This window comes from Hoeflea sp. AS60 (assembly GCF_038900115.1).
Classification (GTDB): Bacteria; Pseudomonadota; Alphaproteobacteria; order Rhizobiales; family Rhizobiaceae; genus Hoeflea.
Genome location: NZ_JBBMQP010000001.1, coordinates 1,426,052 through 1,447,371, shown reverse-complemented (window position 1 = coordinate 1,447,371; position 21,320 = coordinate 1,426,052). Strand labels below are relative to the sequence as shown.

Genomic DNA, 21,320 nt, shown 5'->3' with positions numbered 1-21,320 from the left:
TCCGAATACCAGTTCGGACCAGCGGATTAAAGAGCGTTCAGGCAACTTCCCAGTGGATGGGCACCAGTGGATCAAACACGGTGACCGGCCCGTCGCCGGTCTCGATCCGTTCAGGCCACGATACGGGTGCATCGCGCCGCACCAGCGTCACGGTCTCGCTGTTGACCGGCAATCCGTACCACGCGGGGCCGTTCAGGCTCGCAAAACCGGCCAACTTGTCGAGTGCCTTGTCTTCCTCGAAGACATGGGCAAGGCAGGACAATGTGTTGATCGAGGTGAAAATACCGGCGCAGCCGCAGGCGCATTCCTTCAGCGGGTCTACATGCGGGGCGGAATCGGTGCCGAGGAAAAAGCGCTTGTCTCCCGACGTCGCGGCCTTGCGAAGCGCCAGCCGATGGCTTTCTCGCTTGGCGACCGGCAAGCAGTAGTAATGCGGCTTGATGCCGCCTGCGAGAATGGCGTTGCGGTTGATCATCAGGTGATGGGTTGTAATGCTGGCAGCCAGATTGGCGTCCGAGCCCATGACGTAACCAATGCCGTTCGATGTGGTGACATGCTCAAGCGTGATCTTGAGTTCAGGAAGCCTGTTGCGCAGCGGATCCAGCACAGTTTCGATGAACACCGCTTCCCGGTCGAAAATATCAACCGCCGGATCGGTGACTTCGCCGTGGATGCAAAGCGGCATGCCGATTTCAGCCATCTTTTCCAGTACCGGCATGACATTGGAAAGATCACGCACGCCCGAATGGGAATTGGTGGTTGCACCGGCAGGATAGAGCTTGACTGCCGTCACCAGACCCGAGGTATGGGCACTTGCTACATCCGCAGCATCTGTGCCCTCGGTGAGATAGAGCGTCATCAAGGGTTTGAAATCCGAACCTTTCGGCAAGGCAGCCATGATGCGGTCGCGATAGGCTTCAGCATCCTTGGCTGTCACCACCGGCGGAACCAGATTGGGCATGATGATGGCGCGGGCGAAATGCCGGGCGCTGTAAGGCAGGATACCTTCAAGCATGGCGCCATCGCGCAGATGCAGATGCCAATCATCAGGCTTCGGTATGGTAATCTCGACCACGCTGGTTTTCTCCCTGGATTATGATGCCCTCTCCGCCCGGCTGCGGGGGTTGACCTTTTAGGCCTCGGGCGGCAACTGATACGCCAAGCCTTTAGCAGGCAACAGGCAAACAGGGAAAGACCTCATGGATCTTGGATTGACAGGAAAACGGGCTTTGGTGCTGGCGTCATCGCGCGGACTGGGGCTCGGCATCGCGGAAGCGATCGCGGCAGAGGGAGCAGACGTGCTGATCACCGGGCGCGACGGCGCCCGGCTCGAAACAGCCGTCAATGCCATCAATGCACGCGGTGCCGGCAAGGCGCGGTTCGTGGTTTCAGACCTCTCGGACAAAGGTACCCCCGCGTTGCTCGAGCAGACCGTGAAGAGCGAATTCGGCGGGCTGGACATCTTGGTCAACAACACTGGCGGACCGCCTCCGGGCCTGATGAGCGAAGCCGATCTTTCAGTTGTCCACCGGCAGTTCGAAATCATGGTCATGAGCGTGATGGACATCACCGCACGCTTTCTGCCCGGCATGCGCGCACAGGGCTGGGGCCGGGTTCTGACGGTCGCTTCGTCGGGGGTTATCCAGCCGATCCCTAATCTAGGCCTGTCCAACGCGCTTCGGGCTACCCTCGTCGGGTGGTCGAAATCCATGGCCAATGAGACCGCTGGCGATGGCGTCACCTTCAACATGCTGCTGCCCGGTCGGATCGACACGGACCGGCTGAAGGAACTCGACGCTGCCAATGCAAAACGCTCCGGCAAGGATCTGGCCGAGGTGGCCAAGGCCGCGCAGGCGCAAATCCCGGTCGGACGTTATGGCGCGGTCGAAGAGTTTGCCAACACGGCAGCTTTCCTCGTCAGCGCGCGGGCCAGCTACATCAACGGATCGATGATCCGCTGTGACGGCGGCGCCATCAAATCTGTCTGAAAATTGGTAAGCCGGGTCCCGTGGGCCCGGCTTACGCTCAGATCGCGCGCTTGAGGCTTTCCTCGAGATAGGTCTTTCTCAGACCCAGCGTCACCGGTCCGGGCTTGCCGCCCGAGAGTTCAGCGCCGTCAATCGAGATCACCGGGCCAACAAAGACCGACGCCGACGAGATAAAGGCCTCGGCGGCATTCCTGGCTTCCTCAATGGTGAATTCGCGTTCTTCAATCAGCGTTCCATTGGCTGCGGAATAGGCCATCAGGGCTGCGCGGGTGATGCCCGGCAGGATCGAATGCGACAAGGGACGGGTGACGATTGCACCCTCTTTGGTGACGATAAAGGCATTGTTCGATGTGCCTTCCGTGACTACGCCGTCCCGCACCATCCAGGCATCATCGGCGCCGCGCGCCTTGGCTTCCATCTTGCCCAACGACGGATAGAGAAGCTGCACTGTCTTGATATCGCAACGGCCCCAGCGCAGATCCGGGATTGAGACGATCTTCATCCCGTTTCTTGCGACAGCCGTGTCGATCAGTGCGCGGCTCTGGGTGAAAAGTACCAATGTTGGCGTCAGTTTTTCGGTGTCGAACGTGAAATCCCGGTCGGTGGCGCCGCGGGTCATCTGCAGATAGACCACGCCTTCTTCAACGGCGTTGCGGCTGACCAGCTCGCGGTGGATCGCCAGCAGATCGTCATCGCTGACGTTAAAGCGCATGCCAAGCTCGCCCGCCGAGCGGTGCAGCCGGGCAATGTGGGCGGGGAAATCGATCAACTTGCCGCCAAGCACCGAGGCAACCTCGTAAATGCCGTCGCCGAACAGGAAACCGCGGTCAAACACCGAGATCTTGGCCTCGTTTTCCGGCACATAGCTTCCGTTGACATAGACAGTACGCATGACGATCCCCTTGTTAGTGACTGTTTTTCTCATGCCAGATTATTGGGGGTGCCGCCAATGGGTTTTTGAACTCTAGGCGATAACCGCCCGGGTTGTGGCGTTTTGACCGCAATCCAAATTGCTTGCTGCAACCGCTACCGACATCGTGCGGACGTCACTGAATTGTCAGCTCCGCCCTTGCCTTCGCCAGCTGTCATGGCGAGAACGTGACTACCAAGAGCAATTGTCGTCAGGCGTTAGGCTCGTCGGGCTTGATGGATGCCGATTGGGTCTCGGTCTCGTTGATCTCTATTTTGATCTTCTCGACTAGCTTCTGATCACCAGTGTCGGGATCGCTGTGACGAACTGTCCACCCCAATCGCTGATAAAGGCAAGCTGGGTCCTGATTTCTGTCTCGATGTTCCATGGCAGTATTACCACCCTGTGTGGTTGGTCGAAGATAAGCCGGTCCTCACCGACAATCGGAATGTGAGAGCCGGGCATGTAGCGTCCCTGCTTGGCCGGGTTCAGATCAACAACGAAGGCGATATCGCCGGCGTCCGCACCAGCGAAATTGAGAAGCGTGTTGCCCTTGGCGGCGGCGCCATAGGCGGCCACTGTCAGACCCGCCGAACGTGCATCACTCAAGAACGCGCGGAAACCGTCGCGGGCCGCCTCGGCGGCGGACTGGAACCCGCTGTAGAAGGTCTCGCTGTTCATTCCAGCATTGCGCTCGGTCTCAAGCATGGCCTCAACCGAAGGCGTTACCTCATGCGCGGCGTGATCGCTGCGACAGGCAAAGACCCTGAGACTTCCACCATGGTGAGGCGTGGTTTCGACATCGAAAACCGTCAGACCAGTGACCCTGAAAATGCGGTCGACCGCGAGCAGCGAGAGGTAGGAGTAGTGCTCGTGATAGGCGGTGTCGAACTGGTTGCCCCGAACCATCTCGTAGAGATGCGGGAACTCGAACGTGGCGACGCCCGAGGGTTTCAAAAGGGTGGCGAAACCGCCAACGAAATCATTGATATCGGGGACGTGGGCAAGCACATTGTTCGCAGCGATATGATCCGCCTGCCGTGCGTCTGCCGCCAGTCCTTCTGCCAGTTCGCGACCGAAGAATTCCTCGACGATCTCGATACCCTTGGCACGGGCCGCTTCGGCAGTGCTGCGGGTGGGTTCAATGCCGTAGCAGGGAATGCCAAGTTCTCGCGCGTATTGCAGCAGGTAACCGTCATTGGCGGCTACTTCGACGATCAAGCTGTCGGTACCGAGGCCAAACCTGTCGCGCATCGCGCCGACATAGGTCCTGGCATGATCAAGCCAGGTTTTCGAAAACGATGAGAAATAGGCATAGTCGCCGGAAAAGAACTCTTCCCGGTCGGCAAAATCCTCGGTCTGGGTCAGCCAGCATTCGGTACAGGTGCGAATGACCAGCGGGTAGCGCTTTTCTGGCAGGGAAAGGTCAGCCGCATCGAGATAGGAATTGGATGGCGGTGCCTCGCCAAGATCCAGAAACGGAATGAAGTCGGCGCCACCGCAGTGTCTGCATTCCATCATGACGACTGTCCCGCTGCGTCAATCATTGGATGGCTGGCATCGCGCGCGGAGAGACCGCTGACCGGCAAGGGCCAGGCAATGCCGAGCGCCGGATCATCATGACGCAGACCGGTCTCATGCTCCTGATTGTAGGCGACGGAATGAATGTAGATGAGTTCCACATCGTCGGTGAGCGCCTGGAACCCATGCGCGAAGCCTTCGGGAATATAGATGGCAGTGCCTGCTACCGCAGACAGCTCAACGCCGACATGCGTGTGCCGGTCCGGGCTTTCCTCGCGGATGTCGACGGCGACATCATGGACAGCACCGCGAATGCAGACGACCAGTTTGGCTTCGGCGTGGGGCGGGCGCTGATAGTGCATTCCGCGCAGGGTTCCGGCTTTTTCCGTGCGGCTGTGATTGATCTGGGCCACCGGGCCGGGCCAGCCGATTTGCGAGAGAGTATCGGCGCAGAAGATACGGGCGAAGGCGCCGCGCTCGTCGACGAAGGGTTTGCGCTGCACCAGCACGGGTCCGTCCTTCTGGTCAGGCATCAGTGGGGTCAATCGGAACGGGGAAGCACTCACTGGATGCATGCCATGGACGCGCGCCTGACGCTGTCGAGATAGGCGCAGCAATCGGCCTCGCACAATTCACGTGCTTGCCGGCCAGACAGGAAATTGCGATACCACTGCGCGGTCAGCGTCACGGTTCGGTCCAGTCCCCAGAGGCCCTGAATTCCGAGATCCACTTCTGCGAGCGACGGGTCGAGGTCCAACGTCTGCGCCTCGACCGGTCCTTCCGGTGTGTCGGCAAATTCGGTTCGCACGTCGCCAAATTCGGCAGCCGCCAGTGACAACACATTGCGTACACTCGCACTCTCCGCGCGTGGACCAAAATTGTAGGCCGGCGCCATGTCTGCACCGGACGAAAGCTTTTCTGCCAGAACCAGATATCCGCGCAATGGCTCAAGCACATGTTGCCAGGGCCGTGCAGCTTCGGGCCGCCGGACCTGGAGCACCTGACCCGATGACCAGGCCCTGACCGCGTCAGGCACCAGCCGGTCTTCCGCCCAATCTCCGCCGCCGATCACATTGCCGGCACGCGCGGTTGCAATGCCGCATCCCTCGGCCGCAAATCGGCTACGCCATCCATCAACCACCATTTCGCAAGCCGCCTTGCTGGCGGAATAGGGATCATGGCCGCCGAGCGGATCGGTCTCGACGAAGGCCCTGCCGTCGTTCGCGTTCCGATAGACCTTGTCAGTGGTGGTCACGACAATGGCAAGCGCGGTGTTCACCTGCGCCAGGGCCTGCATGAGATTGTTGGTGCCCTGCACGTTGGTGGCGAAGGTGCCATGCGGGTCGCTGTAGCCGCGACGGACCAGCGACTGGGCAGCAAGGTGAAAGACGACTTCAGGCCGGGCGCGGGCGACCAGGGTGGCCAATTCCTGCGGATTTCGGATATCGACAATTTCGCTCGCCAGCCGATCCGGCGAATGCAGATGAGAAAAGAGCGCCTGCGGCTGCTCCGGCGCCAGCGAACACCCTGTGACCCGAGCCCCCATGGCTTCGAGCCAGAACAGCATCCATGCGCCCTTGAAACCGGTGTGACCGGTGAGAAGCACCCTGCGTCCGCGCCAGAAATCGCGATTGGGGAGACCCTGGATCACCAGCTTTTCCAAGGCGCGTTCCCTTCCATCCAGAGCGCCTCGAGCATGGTCTTGTCGCGCAAGGTATCCATTGGCCGCCAGAAACCCCGATGAAAGAACGCGCGCAGTTGGTCCGCCTCGGCGAGTTCCGTCAGGGGCTCACCCTCGAAACTGGTCTGATCATCCTCGATATGGTCAAGCACAGGGTTGGAGAGCACGAAAAACCCGCCATTGATAAAGCCACCCTCGCCTTCCGGTTTTTCGATGAAACCCTGGACCTTGTCGCCATCGAGCTTGAGCGCACCAAAGCGCGCGGGCGGCCTCACTGCGGTGACAGTGGCAAGCCGGCCATGGGATTTGTGAAAATCGATGGTGGCGCCAATATCAACATCGGAAAGCCCGTCACCATAGGTAAAGCAGAAGCTCTCTTCGCCTTCGAGATAGGGCGTCACGCGTTTCAACCGGCCTCCTGTCATGGTGTTTTCGCCGGTGTCGACGAGCGTCACACGCCAGTCCTCGGCGCTCTGGCGGTGGAAGTGAACCGTGTTGTCCGACATGTCGAATGAGAGGTCCGACATGTGGAGCGCGTAGTTGGCGAAATATTCCTTGATCACGTAGCCGCGAAAGCCGCAGCAGATGATGAAGTCGCGCAAGCCATGGGTGTGATAGAGCTTCATGATGTGCCAGAGGATCGGCCGGCCGCCGATTTCAACCATCGGCTTTGGCCGCAGATGGGTTTCTTCCGAGAGCCGCGACCCCAGACCGCCCGCCAGAATCACAACCTTCATGGCGCAACTCCGGGGCTCATCCGGGCACAGTTCCGACCATCCGCCAGCCGCTTTGGCCGGTAGATTTTTTCAGGCCTCGTTGTTGCCCCATGTCTCATGGTGCCCGATGTTCTCCTGACAATCAGTCTCTGACCCCTAGAAGAACAAGCTTTCCCGAGGCTGGCGGGAGCCAAAAAGGAAAGAACGGGCGGCAAGTTCGCGGAAGATCTTGCACTTCCGAACTTGCCCATGAACGCTGACGAGAAGCATTGTTCCGGGGACGTGGCTTGCCTATAAGTAATCAGTGATGGTGCGCCGGGCGCATGCAAAAGCCAACCGCCACGAATGGCGCAGTACGAGGACGACATGCTCGAAGAAGGCAAGCTTTACGTCGGCACCAGCCGCAATCCCGACGACAGCATCAACAAGGGCGAGTATCTCGATCTCAAATATGCCAATCGCCACGGCTTGATCACCGGCGCCACCGGCACCGGCAAGACCGTGACGCTTCAGATTCTGGCGGAGAGTTTTTCCAATGCCGGCGTTCCGGTATTTTGCGCCGATGTCAAAGGTGACCTTTCGGGCATCGCCGCGATCGGCGAGTACAAGGATTTCCTCGAAAAGCGCGCCAAGACGATTGGCCTTGACCCTTACGACTTCCAAGAATTCCCTGTCATTTTCTGGGATCTGTTCGGCGAGAAGGGACACCGTGTCCGCACCACCATTTCGGATATGGGGCCGCTGCTGCTGGCTCGCCTGATGGACATGTCGGACGCCCAGGAAGGCGTCCTCAACATCGCCTTCAAGCTGGCTGACGAGAACGGATTGCCGCTTCTGGATATGAAAGATCTTCGGTCACTGCTCACCTACATGGCCGGCGAGACCGAAAAGCTCTCCGCCACCTATGGCAATATTACCAAGCAGTCGCTTGCCACGATCCAGCGTGGATTGCTGGTGCTCGAACAGCAGGGCGCAGAAAACTTCTTCGGCGAGCCGGCGCTGAAGATCGCCGACATCATGCGCACGACCAATGACGGCCGCGGCGCGATTTCGGTGCTGGCAGCCGACAAGCTGATGATGAACCCGCGGCTTTACGGGACTTTCCTGCTCTGGCTGCTGTCGGAGCTGTTTGAGGAACTGCCGGAGGTCGGCGATTCCGACAAGCCGCGACTGGTCTTCTTTTTCGACGAGGCGCACCTGCTGTTTGACGAGGCGCCAAAGATCCTGATCGACCGTGTCGAGCAGGTGGTCCGGCTGATCCGCTCCAAGGGAGTCGGTGTCTACTTTGTCACGCAAAACCCGCTTGATGTGCCCGAGACAGTGCTCTCCCAGCTCGGCAACCGGATCCAGCATGCGCTTCGGGCCTATACGCCGCGCGAGCAGAAGGCCGTGAAAGTGGCGGCCGAGACATTCCGGCCCAACCCGGCCTTTGATTGCTTCGAGGCTATCACGCAACTGGGTGTGGGCGAGGCGCTGGTTTCGACACTCGGGGCGAAGGGCGTGCCTTCGATGGTCGAACGGACGCTCATTCGGCCGCCCGCTTCGCGGCTTGGTCCGATCACCGAGCCCGAGCGGCAAAAGGTGATGGCGGTTAGCCCCGTTGCCGGGCAATACGATACCGATCTCGACCGTGACAGCGCCTTCGAGATGCTGCAGCGCCGCGCTGCGGAAGCTGCCAAGGCGGAAGAAGAAAAGCGTCTCCATGAGGAGGAGAAGGAACAGGAACGGCCAGAAAGCCGGCGCTGGACCCTTCCCGGCTATGGTGACGAAGATGAAGAGGACGATCGTGGCCGCAGCACATCGTCTCGCCGTCGCAAGAGTACGAGCCGCTCGCGCCCGGGCTATCAACGTCAGACGGTGACAGAAACGGTCATCAAATCCGTGGCACGATCGGCCGCCACGTCGCTTGGACGCGCACTGGTGCGGGGCATTCTGGGATCGTTGAAAAAGGGGTTCTGATCAGGCATGAGTATAAGTCTGGGGATCGGCTTCAGGCCGAACCCCGGAGCGATGATCAAATCACCACGATCGGGGTGCGTGTAGGAACCCGGTCATAGAGGTCACAGATGTCCTGGTTGAGCAGCCTGACGCAGCCCGACGAGACGGCCTTGCCGATTGATTGGTATTCCGGGCTACCGTGCAGACGGTAAAGCGTGTCCTCGCCATTCTGGAAGATGTAGAGCGCGCGGGCACCGAGCGGGTTGTCGAGGCCGGGCGGCATGCCACCATTAGCCGCCGAATAGCGCTCGAGTTCCGGCTGGCGGGCGATCATCTCTTCAGGCGGCGTCCATTTGGGCCATTTCTGCTTCCACTGCACAATGGCGCGGCCTGACCAGGAGAAACCGGCACGCCCGATACCGACGCCGTAGCGCATGGCCCGACCATTTTCGCGTACCAGATAGAGAAAGCGCTGCGACGTGTCGACGACCAGGGTTCCGGGGCGCTCGCCTGTCGGGTCAGCAACCTCCTGGCGCAGGAATGCCGGGTCGATTTCCTGATAGGGAATGGCGGGCAACGGGAAAGGCTCGTCGAGCTTGGGTCCGTACATGGTGTCGTAATAGGAGGAAGCCGCAGTCAGACCAGCGCCCCGGTTGTCGGTGGCACGGAAGACTGGCTGCGTCTGGTTCATGAATTGCTGTGTGGTCTGCGGACCAGCGCAGCCGGCAAGCGTGGCTGTCGCTGCAGATCCGAGAGCCAGAAAACGGCGTCTCGAGAGTGTGGTCGAGGTGCGATCGCCTCCAGCACTGCCGGCAGAGTTCATGTCTTTTTGGTTTGGTCCGGCCATGTCGCGGAAAGTCCTCAAGTCTAAGAGATACAGATAGTCGTCACTAGCCGCCCGGAGTCTTGCCGGCACGACTCAACGCGCAGAACACATTTGAGTTCCGATTGTGACTTTCCCACGCCTGGCTTGTGGCTAACTTGCCACAGTGATGCTCTTCACAATGAAATCATCGTAACGCCTACGTGACCGGCATTATGGGCGAGATCTACTCGATGCCGTTGAGATCAGGCAGGATCAGTGACGGCGAAAGGTCGCGATATTCATCCGGCATCCTGGCGCGGTTGATCCAGACCGTGCGAAAGCCGAACTTGGTGGCGCCAGCGACATCCCAGCGATTGGACGACTGGAAGGAAACCGCGCCGGGATAGAGCCGGTAGTCGGTGGTGACCATGTCATAGACTGCCGGATCGGTCTTGAATGTCTGAAGCACGTCGACCGAGAAGACATCGTCGATGACGGTGTCGAGCGCAGCATTCTTGACTGCTGATTCCAGCATCTTCACGGAACCGTTGGACAGGATCGCTACACGCGCGCCTGTGGCTTTCAGCGCCTTCAGCACCGCGGGGACTTCCGGATAACAATCAAGCTTGAAATAGGCGTCGAGCAATTGTGGTCTGAGGTTCTTGTCTGCGCTGGGGACCCGTTCGAAAGCATGATCGAGCGCTTCCTCGGTCAGTGCCCAGAAATCGCGCCATTGCCCCATGAGCGCCCTTGTCCAAGAATACTCGAGTTGTTTGGCCCGCCAGATCTCAGAGAGCAGCTGTCCGTCCGGCCCTACGGCTTCAGCATGGCGGCGTACCGCGGAGTGGACATCAAACAAGGTTCCATAGGCATCAAAGACGTAGGCAGCAAAGGCCATTTCAGCGTTCCTCTTCCAAGGCGCTTACGATGCCCGTGTTGCAGTGCAACAGTCAAGCGTCAAGCACACCTCGTTTCGCTTACAATCATGAGGGTCCAATTGTTTCCCGGTCGGGCAACAACGCGCAAGGATCGTGCGATTGAGAAGCGACTACCTCTTTGTGGTGGAGCCATGACTTGACGACAGTGGCAGCGGCAGACGAATGTCAGCGTATAGAAGTTAGCATCGGCAGGAGAAAATCATGACCGTCAACACCCAAGCCCGCACCAAGACCTGGACCTATGTCGATGGTGAATGGCTCGAAGGCAATCCGCCGCTGATCGGCCCCGTCAGCCACGCAATGTGGCTGGGCTCGACCGTGTTTGACGGCGCGCGATGGTTTGATGGGGTTGCCCCCGATCTCGATCTGCATTGCGCGCGGGTCAACCGCTCGGCGGATGCCCTCGGGATGCGGGCGACCATGGAGGCCGAGACCATCGAAGGCCTGGCGCGTGAGGGCTTGAAGAAATTTGATGGCAAGACCGCTGTCTACATCAAGCCGATGTACTGGGCAGAGCATGGCGGCTACATGTCGGTGCCGGCCGATCCGGACTCAACCCGCTTCTGCCTGTGCCTGTTTGAAAGCCCGATGATCGCCTCTTCGGGTTTCTCGGTCACAGTGTCACCATTCCGGCGCCCGACCTATGAAACCGCGCCAACCAATGCCAAGGCCGGCTGCCTGTACCCCAACAATGGCCGGGCCGTGATGGAAGCCAAGTCACGCGGCTTCGACAATGCTCTGGTTCTCGACATGCTTGGCAACGTCGCCGAGACCGGCACCTCGAACATCTTCATGGTCAAGGACGGCGTGGTGTTCACGCCTGCGCCCAACGGGACTTTCCTGACAGGCATCACCCGGTCGCGCGCAATCAAGCTCATGCGCGAGGCGGGCACCGAAGTGGTCGAGAAGTCGCTCTCCGTCGCCGATTTCATGGATGCCGACGAGATCTTCTCGACCGGCAATCATTCCAAGGTGGTTCCGGTGATCCGCATCGAGGGCCGCGAATTGCAGGCCGGACCGGTCGGCCGCAAGACCCGCGAACTTTACATGGACTGGGCGCACGGCTGAGACCTAGTCGCCACCGAGGTAAGATCGCGATGAGCGAAAGACGCAAACACTCCACCGGCTCACCGTTCGAAAAGGCGGCGGCCTATTGCCGCGCCGTGCGGCAAGGGCCATTCGTGCATGTCTCGGGCACCACAGGCTACGACTACGCCTCAATGGAAATGCCGGCCAATGTCGCCGATCAGGCGCGCAACTGTTTCACCACCATCGCCGCCTCGCTGGCGGCTTTGGATGCCAGCCTGAGCGACATCGTGCGGGTGAGGTATTACGTCACCAAGCCCGAATATTTCGACGCGGTGGCACCGGTGCTGGCCGAGCATCTGGGCGGCATCGACCCGGCAGCGACCATGATCATCTGCCAGCTGATACGCCCTGAAATGCTGATCGAGATAGAGGTCACTGCTCAGGTGGCATAACCGCCGATCACGGTCACCCTCAAAGCGAGCCACCCATTTCGTCTTCGATGTGAATGCGGATGATCTCATCAAACGAGCTTTCGGCCCGAAATCCAAGCGCTATTGCACGGTCTGCCGCAAATCCGCGGGGCCAGTTTGCAACGATGCGCATGATATCAGGATTGGGTTCCTCGCGTATCAGCGCCACAGCCTTGTCGCCGGCAATCCTGCGCAACGCCTCGATCTGCTCGGCGACGGTCGCCGATACTCCCGGCATGTTGAGCGCTCGGCGATGCCCGACCGGGCCTGTGTCCATGGTCGCGGCGTGGGTGAGAAACGCCACCGCCGCCCGTGGACTGGCGTGCCAGTGGCGCACAGTATCCGGGACTGGCAGGATGGCCTGCTTGCCAGCCAACGGTTCGCGCATAATGCCGGAGAAGAAACCGGACGCGGCCGCATTGGGCAGTCCGGGACGAATGCAGATGGTCGGTAGCCGGATCGCCATGCCGTCGAAAAACCCACGACGGGTGTAGTCCTGCAACAAAAGTTCGCCGATGGCCTTCTGCGTGCCGTAGCTCGTCAAAGGTGCTGCGAGAAAGGTATCATCAATCTCGTCGGGCACCGGCGCGCCGAAGGCTGCGACCGAGGAAGCGAACACCATACGGGGGCAGTAGCCATCCGCCTGGGAAAGATGCCGTACAGCATCGAACAGGTAGCGGGTTCCATCCAGATTGATCCGGTAGCCTTTGTCGAAATCCTGCTCTGCTTCGCCCGAGACGATGGCCGCCAGATGAATGATCACGTCAGGCCGTCCCGAAATCAGCTGCGGCGCTGAAAGAGGATCGGAAATGTCGATTGCCAGGCTTGCGACCTCGCCTGAAAATCCGGTCGGAGTTTCAGGTGAGATGGTGTCGGCAAGCGTCAAGCTTGTCACTGCGCGCTTACCAAGCACACCTGATCGGACAATGGAATTTGTAAACTTGCGGCCAATCATCCCTGCCGCACCGATAATCAAGACATGCATTCGACTGCTCTCCTACACCTCACTGCAAGCGTGACGGTAGGGCCAGAAGCGGCGTAGCGCAATTGCAGAGATAGGATGGCAGCAAGGCTGTTGGCCCGGCTGCGGAAGTGACCATCGGGCAACTCGGCGATGTACCGGACCCGATTACGGCTTCACACATCAGTTGATTTGCCACAACGAATCCCGTTGAGTGGGTTTCGAGGCAATTGTCGTCGTCGCCATGTTGGCCTACATCCCTATCGCCATCAAACGGGGTTCCGCACAGGTTTGCAGCTGACGGAAACAATGGAGTGCTCCGCCTATGCCTCAAACCTACCGGCCGATACAGGCGGCACTGTGGATGTGCGGGTCTATCACATCATTTTCCACGATGGCCGTCGCGGGCCGCTACGTGTCTCAGGTTCACTCCACCTTCGAGATCATGACCTTCCGTTCGCTTGTCGGCCTTGTCATCGTGCTGGGGCTCGGCAGGGTCAGCCGCCGACTTGGCGAGATCCGCCGCGAGCGGGTGAAACAACATTTTTTCAGAAACCTGTTCCATTTTACCGGCCAAAATCTCTGGTTCTTTGCGCTGGCATCAATCCCGCTCGCGCAAGTGTTCGCGCTTGAATTCACCACTCCGGTCTGGGTGATCGTGCTGAGTTTCGCGTTTCTGGGAGAGCGTCTGACGGGTTCGCGGATCATCGCGGCGGGCCTAGGGTTCCTGGGCATTCTCGTGGTCGCACGACCCGACTTCCGCGCGCTGGAACCGGGCCTTATCACGGCAGCCCTGTCGGCAGTCTTCTTTGCTGCCACCATCATCATGACCAAGGCTCTGACCCGCCATGAAAGCATCATTTCGATCATGTTCTGGCTGGCCGGGTTTCAGCTTTGCTTTGGCGTCATGGCGCTGGTGGTGCAGGGGGCAGTCGTCTGGCCAACGCTGGCGACACTTCCCTGGCTTCTGGTGATCGGCGTGTCTGGCCTGCTGGCGCATTACTGCCTGACAACAGCCCTATCGCTGGCGCCGGCAAGCTTTGTCATGCCGATCGACTTTGCCAGGCTGCCGCTGATTGTCATCGTTGGCGCGGTGCTGTTTGGCGAAAAGGCCGATGTTTTTATCCTGCTAGGCGGCGGCATCATCATCCTGGCCAACTGGATCAACATCCGTGGAGGAAACCGCCAGGCGCGCCAAGTAGCAGGCTAGAGCCAGGCGAATCGCCAGATTCCGAGCGTTTGGATCTTAAGCCACGGCCTGATTCACTCACACGACCTAGCTGTCTCAAGCGCCTCGCCGCGATCCGCCTTGTTCAACGCACCAATCCGCCCGACCGCAGCGTAGAAACGTGGATAGTCGCCCGAACAGAGATCGAACAAGCGGAGGAACGCCGGAACCCGTTCGTTGTAGACGGAGCTTGCTGCGAGCTTTGCGTTGTTGATCGGGGCCTCGAACCATGCATCGTATCCCCGGTATCCACCCCAGCGCTTGTTCCGCATCTGCTGGTAGCGCCTGCGCAACCGTTCGATCGCTGCTGCTTTTCCGGCCCGCTTCTGCGCAACGGTTCCGAGCTCACCATAGATCTTGCTCAGCTCGTCCCGGGTTTGCGACAGCTGGGCAGCCAGTTCGGCGCTGCGCGTCAAATCAGTCTCGTAGCGGCGCAACCCTGCCGCATCGCCAGCCGCGCGCAGCCATTTCCGCACGCCGGTCCTTTCAACCGCAACGGCGAAAGCCTCGTTGAATGCTGAATCGTCATCCACATAAATGCGCTGGTGTGCCAGTTCATGAAAAACCAGCCCGGCAAGATGGGTTTCGTCGCGACTGAACATCGTCGAGAGCAGCGGATCGCTCGACCAGCCCAGTGTCGAATAGGCTGTGACGCCAGAGACATAGACATCGAGGCCCTGTTGCTGAAGTTCGGCAGCCGTTTTCCGCGCAGAATCCCTTGAGAAGAAAGCCCGGTAAGGCACGCAGCCAAAAACAGGAAAACACTTCACCACCGGCGTGAGCGAGAATTCCGGCGCCGCAAAAACGGCCAGTGTGACGTAATCACGGCCGATGTCGACGTAGCTGCGGTAGCTCGGATTGTCGGGCAGCGCGAGTTCGTCGGTGGCAAACTGCCTTATGGCGCTCGCCGATGCCATTTGGACGCGCAGCGTCTCCGGCGTCGATGGATCGGCGATCAGTCTGGCGACATTCTGGCGCGCCGTCATGATGTCGACATGGCCCTTGAGTGACTGTGCGTAATAGGACACGCCGGTGCAGCCGGTGAGGCCCGCCGCCAGACACATAACTGAAATCACTCGAAAGAAGATGTGCTTCACGGTTTGCCCACAGGATTGCTCACATGTCCCACGAGCACATGATGCTATTGCTCACAAAAAGATCGTTGATTGTTAAAGCGGCGCACCGATTTGATCAAGCATGAGTCATGAGCGCATGGCAAAGACCTGAAGTCTGCAACCCTTCATGGTTATCCCGCTTGATCGGACGGGCGCGTGGGCAAAAGCGCCGTTTCCAGATGCCCGACAGCGCAGCGTGCCGGAACACACTGGGGCTTTGGCCAAACCCTAGACCGTCTCCCATCCATCGTGAGACGAGGCGCGGTAGACTGCGTCGATGAATGACTGATTGAGAACCGACTGCTCCAGGGTGAACACCTCATCATCGCTGCCGCGCACTTTGCGGACAAAGGCTTCGGCCTGAAGCCGGTATTGCCGCACTCCAGGAAAGCGGAAGGTCTGCGCCTCCTCGTGATCGCGGTTGTGCAGGGTGATCGCCGCATGCCCGTAGTCGCCGGCATTGAAAGGCGCTGTCACTTCGATGAAGCCTTGCTCGCCATGGAACACCATCAGTTGGCGCAGCGCCATCTGGGTGGAGCAATAGAAGCTCATCTCGAAATCGCCGAAATCGGCCTTGACGCTGGCGTAGATGTCGGTGCCGAAATTTCGGTCTCGTTCAATGACAGCCTGCACGCGGAGGGGTTCGAGGCCGGTTGAAAACCGTGTCGAGACTGTAGGGTAAACACCAATGTCCGGCAGGCCACCGCCGCCTAGCTCGGGCTGGTTGCGCATGTTGTCCGGATCGGTGTTGAAATAGGAAAAGGCGCCTTGGACATGGCGCAAACGGCCGATGGCGCCGTTGCCGATCAAATCACGGACCTTTCGCCATTGCGGGTGATAGGTGACCATGAAGGCTTCGCAGACCAGCACATGGTTCGCATCACGTTCCTTGATTACCGGCGCAATCTGATCGGCATGAAGAGCAATCGGCTTTTCGCACAGCACATGCTTTCCTGCTTGTGCCGCCTTGATCGCCCATTCAACGTGCTGTGACGTCGGCAACGGGATATAAACACCATCTACCTGATCGGAGGCCAGCAACTCTTCATAGGAAGAAAACGCCAGTGGTGCGCCGAAGCGATGTGCGAGCGCGCGGGCGCGACCATGGTCGCGGCTGGCGATTGCCGTCACCACGCCGTTCTCGGAGTCCTGCAATTGCGGGATCACTTGTTCGCGTCCGATTGTGGCGGTGGACAATATTCCCCATCTGAACATATCGTTTTCTCCTTATGCTTATGTGCGTCAAACCAGGCGCAGCACGACCGACTGTCGCCTCTCAGGCTCGCCCGCTGCCAACACTCACGCTCGTCTTCTTATGGATGACAGTCATTGCTTTGCGCTCTCTTCGAGCGCCGACATCGCAATCTGCTGACGGCGGATCTCGCGGTAACGGGAAAATTGAGTGTCAGCAATAACACCAGCGAGAATGACGCTGCCCATGACAGCAAAATTGAGCGAAGACGGTATGCCCAGAAGGTTGACCAGATTCTGCAGAATCTGCAGCAGGATCACGCCGAGCACCACGCCAACAATCGAGCCTTCACCGCCGCGCAAGGAAAAGCCGCCGAGCACAGCTGCGGCGATGGCGTAGAGTTCGTAGAAATTGCCGTGCGAGGATGGCTGTACCGAACGGGTGTACATGGCAAAGAACACAGCCGAAATGCCGGTGAGAAACGCACAAAGCACATAGGCCTGAATGATGACGCGATCGGTGTTGATGCCGGAATAGCGCGCCGCCTCGACATTCTTGCCAACCGCGAACAGGTGCCGGCCAAAAACCGTCCGGTGCAACAAAAACCAGGCCACAATCGCCACCAGGCCAAAGGCGACCACCGAGTGCGGCACGCCGGCGGTACGGCCCGAGACCAGAAACTCCAGCGTCGGAAAATTGGATCCGAAGGTGAAGCCGGCGGTGCCGTCCTTGGTGTAGAACCGGGCAACGCCGCGATAGATCAGCAGTCCGCACAGCGTGACAACGAAAGGCTGCAGCTTGAGGCGCGTGATCAGCCAGCCATGCAACAGCCCGATAAAGACAGAAAGCACCATGACGATCGCCAGCGCGATCGGCCACGGCACGCCGTAGCCAGCGATCAGATCGACGAAAATGACGCCAATCAATGCGATCACGGACCCGATCGACAGCTCGATACCGGCGGTGACGATGACGAAAGCCTCAGCGATTGAGAAAAGCCCAAACAGGCCGATCAGGTTTGCAGTGTTGGCAAGATTGATCGGCGACAGAAAGCGCGGATTGACCATTGCAACGATCGCGCCGACGGTGACAACAAGGGTGGCAAGGCCAATGTCTTTTTTTTGCATCGTGTACTCTTTCTATTCCACGGCAAGCCGCAAAATGTTTTCCTCGGTCAGTTCGCCACGGTTCAGGATCCCGTTGATCTTGCCCCGGCACATCACCGCAACCCGGTCCGAAATACCGATGACCTCTTCCATGTCTGACGAGATCATCAGGATCGCCACGCCTTGCGCCGCAAGCTCCTGCATCAGGTGATAGACTTCCGCCTTGGCGCCGACATCGATGCCGCGCGTCGGCTCATCCAGGATGATCAGCCTGGGATTCATCGCCAGCCACTTGGCGAGAACCACCTTCTGCTGGTTGCCCCCCGACAGCTCGGCGACGGCTCGACCAAGGCTTGATGCCTTGATCTGAAGTTTTGTCTTTGATGCGTCCGCCAGCCTGGTCTCCGCTTCGACATCGACAAACCCATGTGTCGACAGCGCCACGTGGCTTGGCATCGCAATGTTTTCGATGATTGCAAAATCGAGAAACAGGCCCTCCGCCTTCCGATCTTCCGGCACTAGGCAGATGCCGGCTGCAATCGCGTCTGGAACGGAATTTCCCCGCAGCACCTTGCCGTCCATTTCGATGCTGCCGCCCTCAGCCGGATCAATACCGAATATGGCTCTTGCGAGCTCGGTCCGGCCAGCGCCGACAAGTCCCGCCAGGCAGCTTATTTCCCCTGCCCGCAGACAAAGATCCATGCTCTGATGCGGATAGGCCCTGGTCCGCAGCGCCTTGATTTCCAGCACCGGATTGCCGGGAGCATGGTCTGTTTTCTCGTAGAACTGGCTGACATCCCGGCCGATCATCATCCGGACCATCGTATCCTTGCTGATCTCCTCGCGTGACAATTCACCGGCGTTGCAGCCGTCACGCAGCGCCACCACGCGGTCTGCCACATCGACGATTTCGGCCAGCCTGTGGGTGATGAAAAGTACCGCCACACCATCTGCCCGCAGTTTGCGAATTACCTCCAGCAGCCTGTTGGTTTCCGAGATCGTAAGGCTCGAAGTAGGCTCATCGAGTATCAGCAGGCGAACGTTGATGGAGAGGGCGCGTGCGATCTCAAGTAATTGCTGATCGGCCAGCGAGAGTTCGGAAACGGGATCTTTCGGCCCGAAACGGGTGCCCAGAAGGTCAAGGATTGGCGCAACCTTTCGTTCCATCGCAGGGCGGTCGAGAAAGCCCAAAACGCCGCTGCGCATCTCGCGCCCGAGAAGGACATTTGCCGTTACATCAAGGTTGGAGAACGGGTTGAGTTCCTGGTGAACAAAGGCGATCCCGAGCCTGGTGGCGCGCGCTGGCGTCAGCGATTTTACCGCGTCGCCGTCAATGACGATCCTCCCCTCATCTGGCGCGATTGCGCCGCCGAGAACCTTCATCAGGGTCGATTTCCCCGCCCCGTTCTCGCCGATCAGGCCAACCACTTCGCCGCCGGAGATGCTCAGTGAGACATTGTTGAGTGCGATCGCGCCGGGGTAGACTTTCGTGATTCCGGAAAGTTCAAGCGATATCAGATTGTCTCTGACTTCAGGCATGGGTTTCCCCGCATGAGACTGTCACATGAGAAAGCTGCACGAACCGCAAGGGCTCGTGCAGCCTTGGATGAAACGATCGGATGACCCGCCTTATCCGCCGACGCGGGCTTTCAGCTCCGCCTCGAAAGCATCAACATTGGCCTTGTTGATCTTTTTCGTGGGCACGATGATCAAACCATCGGCCGGAACGCCTGACTTGTCTCCCTCGAGATAGGCAGCCATCAGTTTCATGCCCTGATAGCCCCACTGATAGGGATCCTGCACCACGGTGCCGGCGAAGCTGCCTTCGCGAACCGCGCCGAGCGTGATCGGGTCCTCATCAAAGCCGACCACGGTGATGTCACCGAGCTTTCCGGCAGCCTGCAGGGCTTCATAGATCTTGGGCGGGTTGTAGGAATAGAACCCGACCATGCAGGTGATGTCCGGATTGGCGGCCAGCACGTCATCGACGTTGGAGCGCGCACGGGCGAAGTCTACATCGTCGCCACGCACATCAACCAGTTCGATGCCCGAGCCTTCGACTGCCTGGCGGAAACCGGCAATGCGCTCGACCGCGTTGTCGGCTCCGAGAAAGCCGACAAAGCCCATGCATTTGCCACCATCTGGCATGGACTCCACCGCAATCTCGCCGGCCTGCACGCCAGCTGCGGTGTTGGACGAGCCCAGATAGGCGATGCGGTTGCTGTCAGGGGCGTCGCTGTCGGTGGTAAACAGCGGAACCTGGGCAGCGATGCGGTTGAACGCATCGATCGAGTTCTTCGGATCAGCCGACGAGATCATGATTGCATCAGTACCGGCAGCAACAAGATCGTCCATCAGGGCGTTCTGGAGTGCAGCCGTGCCCTGGGCCGGGTAGCGGAACTGCAACTCATAGCCCGGAAGTTCCGCCTGAGCCGCTTTCACACCGGCTTCCGAGAGTTTCCAGAAATCGGACGCGGCATTGACCACAAATGCGAGCGCAGGCTTTTCCTGTGCGACGGCAGCGCTCGCGGCCAACACTACACCCGCAGTCAGGATAATCGACTTCAGATTGTACATCGTCTTCCTCCCAGCAGCCTTTGTCCTCCAAGGCCGCAATTGAAATCAGTTTGTCAGACCGCATTTTATTAATAATATTAACAGCATGCGGAGGTAAAAAGAAACGACGGGGCGGCCTTTAGAGCCAACCCCATCGCCCTCGGGAAGCTCTAGTTGTCTTTGCAGAAGCCCGCGTCTTCCAGATTGCAAACATCAAGGCCTGTGAACAGCGGATCATCCACGGTCTCGCCGTTGATGAGCTGGATCATGACATCAGGCGCCTTGTAGCCCATCTCGAATGGACGCTGCCCGACCTGAGAATGGCTGCGACCATCGCGGAAGGCTTGTGTCTGTGGCGGCAAGGTGTCGCCCGCAATGATGATCAGATCCTTGCTCTTGAGCTTGTCCATCACCTGATCGGTGACCTGAGCGTAGGCTTGCGGCGCAAACTGAGCCCAGCCACCGATCAGAATGAAAGCATCGAGATCCGGATTTGCAGTGAAGACGTCCGACATCTGCTGGTTGGCAAGGTCGGCCTGGTCATTGGTGAAGACCGGGCATCCCTCGATCTCCGTCCAGCCGCCCTGGCCGGTCAGCCGGTCGATGCCCTTCTCGCCACCCGCAGTGTCACGGAAACCCTGTGCGCGGGCATTGATGTTGTCTGCTGCGACATTGCCGAGCTGAAGGCAAACCGTGCCGCCATCAGCCTTGAGCATGCTGGCCTGTTCAGCCATTTTCACGCCCATCAGATAGTTGTCGGTGCCGAGATAGGTCTTGCGCAGATCGCGGTCGGCCTCGAGGAAATCCGCATCCACAGTCATGACCGGAATAGACGGCGCAATCGAACGGATGCGGTTTGCCATGGCAGGCGCGTTCGACGGCGAGATGGCAATTGCGGCGACGCCGCGGGTTAGCAAGTCATCAACGATCTGCACTTCGCCTGCCTCGTCGGCCGACGATGCGGGACCGGTATAGAGGCACTCATACTCGCTGTCCGCATTCTCGGACATCCACTTCTTGCAACCCAGATTGATCTGCTCGAAGAAAGGGTTGTCCAATCCCTTGACGACGATCGCCAAGATCTTCTTGTCCTGCGCAGCGGCCGAACCGGCCGCCAGCATCATCACGGATAGGGCCGTAAGGGCCAATAATTTCGTTTTCATAAT

At 59.3% G+C, this 21,320-nt stretch carries 20 protein-coding genes; 5 read left to right on the top strand and 15 right to left on the bottom strand.

Annotated elements, in window-relative coordinates; genetic code table 11:
- Positions 1 to 37: 37 nt before the first annotated feature.
- Positions 38 to 1,075, bottom strand: a complete 1,038-nt coding sequence (pyrC, locus tag WNZ14_RS06685) for a dihydroorotase (protein ID WP_342867797.1) — start codon at positions 1,073 to 1,075, stop codon at positions 38 to 40.
- A 124-nt stretch (positions 1,076 to 1,199) separates the two neighbouring features.
- On the opposite strand from pyrC, the gene WNZ14_RS06680 reads away from it, so the two are divergent.
- The gene (locus tag WNZ14_RS06680; RefSeq protein ID WP_342867796.1) at positions 1,200 to 1,988 is read left to right on the top strand and encodes an SDR family oxidoreductase; all 789 of its coding nucleotides are present in this window, start codon (positions 1,200 to 1,202) and stop codon (positions 1,986 to 1,988) included.
- Positions 1,989 to 2,025: 37 nt separating this feature from the next.
- Here WNZ14_RS06680 and WNZ14_RS06675 read toward each other — a convergent pair whose 3' ends face one another.
- The 5 genes from WNZ14_RS06675 to rfbF form a co-directional block, all read right to left on the bottom strand.
- Positions 2,026 to 2,880, bottom strand: coding sequence for a D-amino-acid transaminase (locus WNZ14_RS06675; protein WP_342867795.1), 855 nt, complete (start codon positions 2,878 to 2,880; stop codon positions 2,026 to 2,028).
- A 306-nt stretch (positions 2,881 to 3,186) separates the two neighbouring features.
- Positions 3,187 to 4,419: a class I SAM-dependent methyltransferase gene (locus tag WNZ14_RS06670; protein ID WP_342867794.1), complete on the bottom strand. Its 1,233-nt coding sequence runs from the start codon at positions 4,417 to 4,419 to the stop codon at positions 3,187 to 3,189.
- Positions 4,416 to 4,952 carry a dTDP-4-dehydrorhamnose 3,5-epimerase gene (gene rfbC, locus WNZ14_RS06665; RefSeq protein ID WP_342867793.1) on the bottom strand — a complete coding sequence of 179 codons (537 nt, stop codon included), beginning with the start codon at positions 4,950 to 4,952 and terminating at the stop codon, positions 4,416 to 4,418. Before rfbC ends, WNZ14_RS06670 begins: the two co-directional genes overlap by 4 nt.
- 29 nt (positions 4,953 to 4,981) lie before the next feature.
- Positions 4,982 to 6,070 carry a CDP-glucose 4,6-dehydratase gene (gene rfbG, locus WNZ14_RS06660; RefSeq protein WP_342867792.1) on the bottom strand — a complete coding sequence of 363 codons (1,089 nt, stop codon included), beginning with the start codon at positions 6,068 to 6,070 and terminating at the stop codon, positions 4,982 to 4,984.
- A complete protein-coding gene (rfbF, locus tag WNZ14_RS06655) occupies positions 6,067 to 6,837 on the bottom strand; it encodes a glucose-1-phosphate cytidylyltransferase (protein ID WP_342867791.1) in 771 nt (256 codons plus the stop codon). The genes rfbG and rfbF overlap by 4 nt, the downstream gene beginning before the upstream one ends.
- A 345-nt stretch (positions 6,838 to 7,182) precedes the next feature.
- Between rfbF and WNZ14_RS06650 the strand changes: the two genes are divergently transcribed.
- Positions 7,183 to 8,775, top strand: coding sequence for a helicase HerA-like C-terminal domain-containing protein (locus WNZ14_RS06650; protein WP_342868531.1), 1,593 nt, complete (start codon positions 7,183 to 7,185; stop codon positions 8,773 to 8,775).
- Positions 8,776 to 8,830: 55 nt separating this feature from the next.
- Here WNZ14_RS06650 and WNZ14_RS06645 read toward each other — a convergent pair whose 3' ends face one another.
- Both WNZ14_RS06645 and WNZ14_RS06640 read right to left on the bottom strand, forming a co-directional pair.
- On the bottom strand, positions 8,831 to 9,601 hold the full coding sequence (locus WNZ14_RS06645) for a L,D-transpeptidase (RefSeq protein WP_342867790.1): 771 nt from the start codon (positions 9,599 to 9,601) through the stop codon (positions 8,831 to 8,833).
- Positions 9,602 to 9,803: 202 nt separating this feature from the next.
- On the bottom strand, positions 9,804 to 10,457 hold the full coding sequence (locus WNZ14_RS06640) for a haloacid dehalogenase type II (protein WP_342867789.1): 654 nt from the start codon (positions 10,455 to 10,457) through the stop codon (positions 9,804 to 9,806).
- A gap of 241 nt (positions 10,458 to 10,698) precedes the next feature.
- Between WNZ14_RS06640 and WNZ14_RS06635 the strand changes: the two genes are divergently transcribed.
- Both WNZ14_RS06635 and WNZ14_RS06630 read left to right on the top strand, forming a co-directional pair.
- Positions 10,699 to 11,565 (top strand): branched-chain amino acid aminotransferase, encoded by an 867-nt coding sequence (locus tag WNZ14_RS06635; RefSeq protein WP_342867788.1) that lies wholly within the window; start codon positions 10,699 to 10,701, stop codon positions 11,563 to 11,565.
- A gap of 29 nt (positions 11,566 to 11,594) precedes the next feature.
- Positions 11,595 to 11,978, top strand: coding sequence for a RidA family protein (locus WNZ14_RS06630; protein WP_342867787.1), 384 nt, complete (start codon positions 11,595 to 11,597; stop codon positions 11,976 to 11,978).
- Between the two features lie 19 nt (positions 11,979 to 11,997).
- On the opposite strand, the gene denD is transcribed toward WNZ14_RS06630, so the two are convergent.
- Positions 11,998 to 12,981: a D-erythronate dehydrogenase gene (gene denD, locus WNZ14_RS06625; RefSeq protein ID WP_342867786.1), complete on the bottom strand. Its 984-nt coding sequence runs from the start codon at positions 12,979 to 12,981 to the stop codon at positions 11,998 to 12,000.
- Positions 12,982 to 13,282: 301 nt separating this feature from the next.
- Here denD and WNZ14_RS06620 point away from each other — a divergent pair, with 301 nt between their 5' ends.
- Positions 13,283 to 14,167, top strand: a complete 885-nt coding sequence (locus WNZ14_RS06620) for a DMT family transporter (RefSeq protein ID WP_342867785.1) — start codon at positions 13,283 to 13,285, stop codon at positions 14,165 to 14,167.
- A 53-nt stretch (positions 14,168 to 14,220) separates the two neighbouring features.
- On the opposite strand, the gene WNZ14_RS06615 is transcribed toward WNZ14_RS06620, so the two are convergent.
- From WNZ14_RS06615 to WNZ14_RS06590, 6 genes are all read right to left on the bottom strand, one after another.
- Positions 14,221 to 15,282 carry an aminopeptidase gene (locus WNZ14_RS06615; protein ID WP_342867784.1) on the bottom strand — a complete coding sequence of 354 codons (1,062 nt, stop codon included), beginning with the start codon at positions 15,280 to 15,282 and terminating at the stop codon, positions 14,221 to 14,223.
- A 246-nt stretch (positions 15,283 to 15,528) separates the two neighbouring features.
- Complete coding sequence (locus tag WNZ14_RS06610) at positions 15,529 to 16,515, bottom strand: Gfo/Idh/MocA family oxidoreductase (protein ID WP_342867783.1); 987 nt, start codon at positions 16,513 to 16,515, stop codon at positions 15,529 to 15,531.
- A 111-nt stretch (positions 16,516 to 16,626) separates the two neighbouring features.
- A complete protein-coding gene (locus WNZ14_RS06605) occupies positions 16,627 to 17,619 on the bottom strand; it encodes an ABC transporter permease (RefSeq protein WP_342867782.1) in 993 nt (330 codons plus the stop codon).
- Positions 17,620 to 17,631: 12 nt separating this feature from the next.
- On the bottom strand, positions 17,632 to 19,137 hold the full coding sequence (locus tag WNZ14_RS06600) for a sugar ABC transporter ATP-binding protein (RefSeq protein ID WP_342867781.1): 1,506 nt from the start codon (positions 19,135 to 19,137) through the stop codon (positions 17,632 to 17,634).
- Between the two features lie 90 nt (positions 19,138 to 19,227).
- Positions 19,228 to 20,175: a sugar-binding protein gene (locus WNZ14_RS06595; protein ID WP_342867780.1), complete on the bottom strand. Its 948-nt coding sequence runs from the start codon at positions 20,173 to 20,175 to the stop codon at positions 19,228 to 19,230.
- A gap of 149 nt (positions 20,176 to 20,324) precedes the next feature.
- Entirely contained in the window at positions 20,325 to 21,320 is a 996-nt protein-coding gene (locus WNZ14_RS06590; RefSeq protein WP_342868530.1) for a substrate-binding domain-containing protein, read from the bottom strand.

What these genes read in the sequence shown, in the direction of transcription:
- WNZ14_RS06680 (WP_342867796.1), top strand. Translation starts at nt 1,200, where the DNA reads ATGGATCTTGGATTGACAGGAAAACGGGCTTTGGTGCTGGCGTCATCG.
- WNZ14_RS06675 (WP_342867795.1), bottom strand. Translation starts at nt 2,880, where the DNA reads ATGCGTACTGTCTATGTCAACGGAAGCTATGTGCCGGAAAACGAGGCC.
- WNZ14_RS06670 (WP_342867794.1), bottom strand. Translation starts at nt 4,419, where the DNA reads ATGATGGAATGCAGACACTGCGGTGGCGCCGACTTCATTCCGTTTCTG.
- rfbC (WP_342867793.1), bottom strand. Translation starts at nt 4,952, where the DNA reads ATGCCTGACCAGAAGGACGGACCCGTGCTGGTGCAGCGCAAACCCTTC.
- rfbF (WP_342867791.1), bottom strand. Translation starts at nt 6,837, where the DNA reads ATGAAGGTTGTGATTCTGGCGGGCGGTCTGGGGTCGCGGCTCTCGGAA.
- WNZ14_RS06650 (WP_342868531.1), top strand. Translation starts at nt 7,183, where the DNA reads ATGCTCGAAGAAGGCAAGCTTTACGTCGGCACCAGCCGCAATCCCGAC.
- WNZ14_RS06645 (WP_342867790.1), bottom strand. Translation starts at nt 9,601, where the DNA reads ATGGCCGGACCAAACCAAAAAGACATGAACTCTGCCGGCAGTGCTGGA.
- WNZ14_RS06640 (WP_342867789.1), bottom strand. Translation starts at nt 10,457, where the DNA reads ATGGCCTTTGCTGCCTACGTCTTTGATGCCTATGGAACCTTGTTTGAT.
- WNZ14_RS06635 (WP_342867788.1), top strand. Translation starts at nt 10,699, where the DNA reads ATGACCGTCAACACCCAAGCCCGCACCAAGACCTGGACCTATGTCGAT.
- WNZ14_RS06630 (WP_342867787.1), top strand. Translation starts at nt 11,595, where the DNA reads ATGAGCGAAAGACGCAAACACTCCACCGGCTCACCGTTCGAAAAGGCG.
- denD (WP_342867786.1), bottom strand. Translation starts at nt 12,981, where the DNA reads ATGCATGTCTTGATTATCGGTGCGGCAGGGATGATTGGCCGCAAGTTT.
- WNZ14_RS06620 (WP_342867785.1), top strand. Translation starts at nt 13,283, where the DNA reads ATGCCTCAAACCTACCGGCCGATACAGGCGGCACTGTGGATGTGCGGG.
- WNZ14_RS06610 (WP_342867783.1), bottom strand. Translation starts at nt 16,515, where the DNA reads ATGTTCAGATGGGGAATATTGTCCACCGCCACAATCGGACGCGAACAA.
- WNZ14_RS06605 (WP_342867782.1), bottom strand. Translation starts at nt 17,619, where the DNA reads ATGCAAAAAAAAGACATTGGCCTTGCCACCCTTGTTGTCACCGTCGGC.
- WNZ14_RS06600 (WP_342867781.1), bottom strand. Translation starts at nt 19,137, where the DNA reads ATGCCTGAAGTCAGAGACAATCTGATATCGCTTGAACTTTCCGGAATC.
- WNZ14_RS06595 (WP_342867780.1), bottom strand. Translation starts at nt 20,175, where the DNA reads ATGTACAATCTGAAGTCGATTATCCTGACTGCGGGTGTAGTGTTGGCC.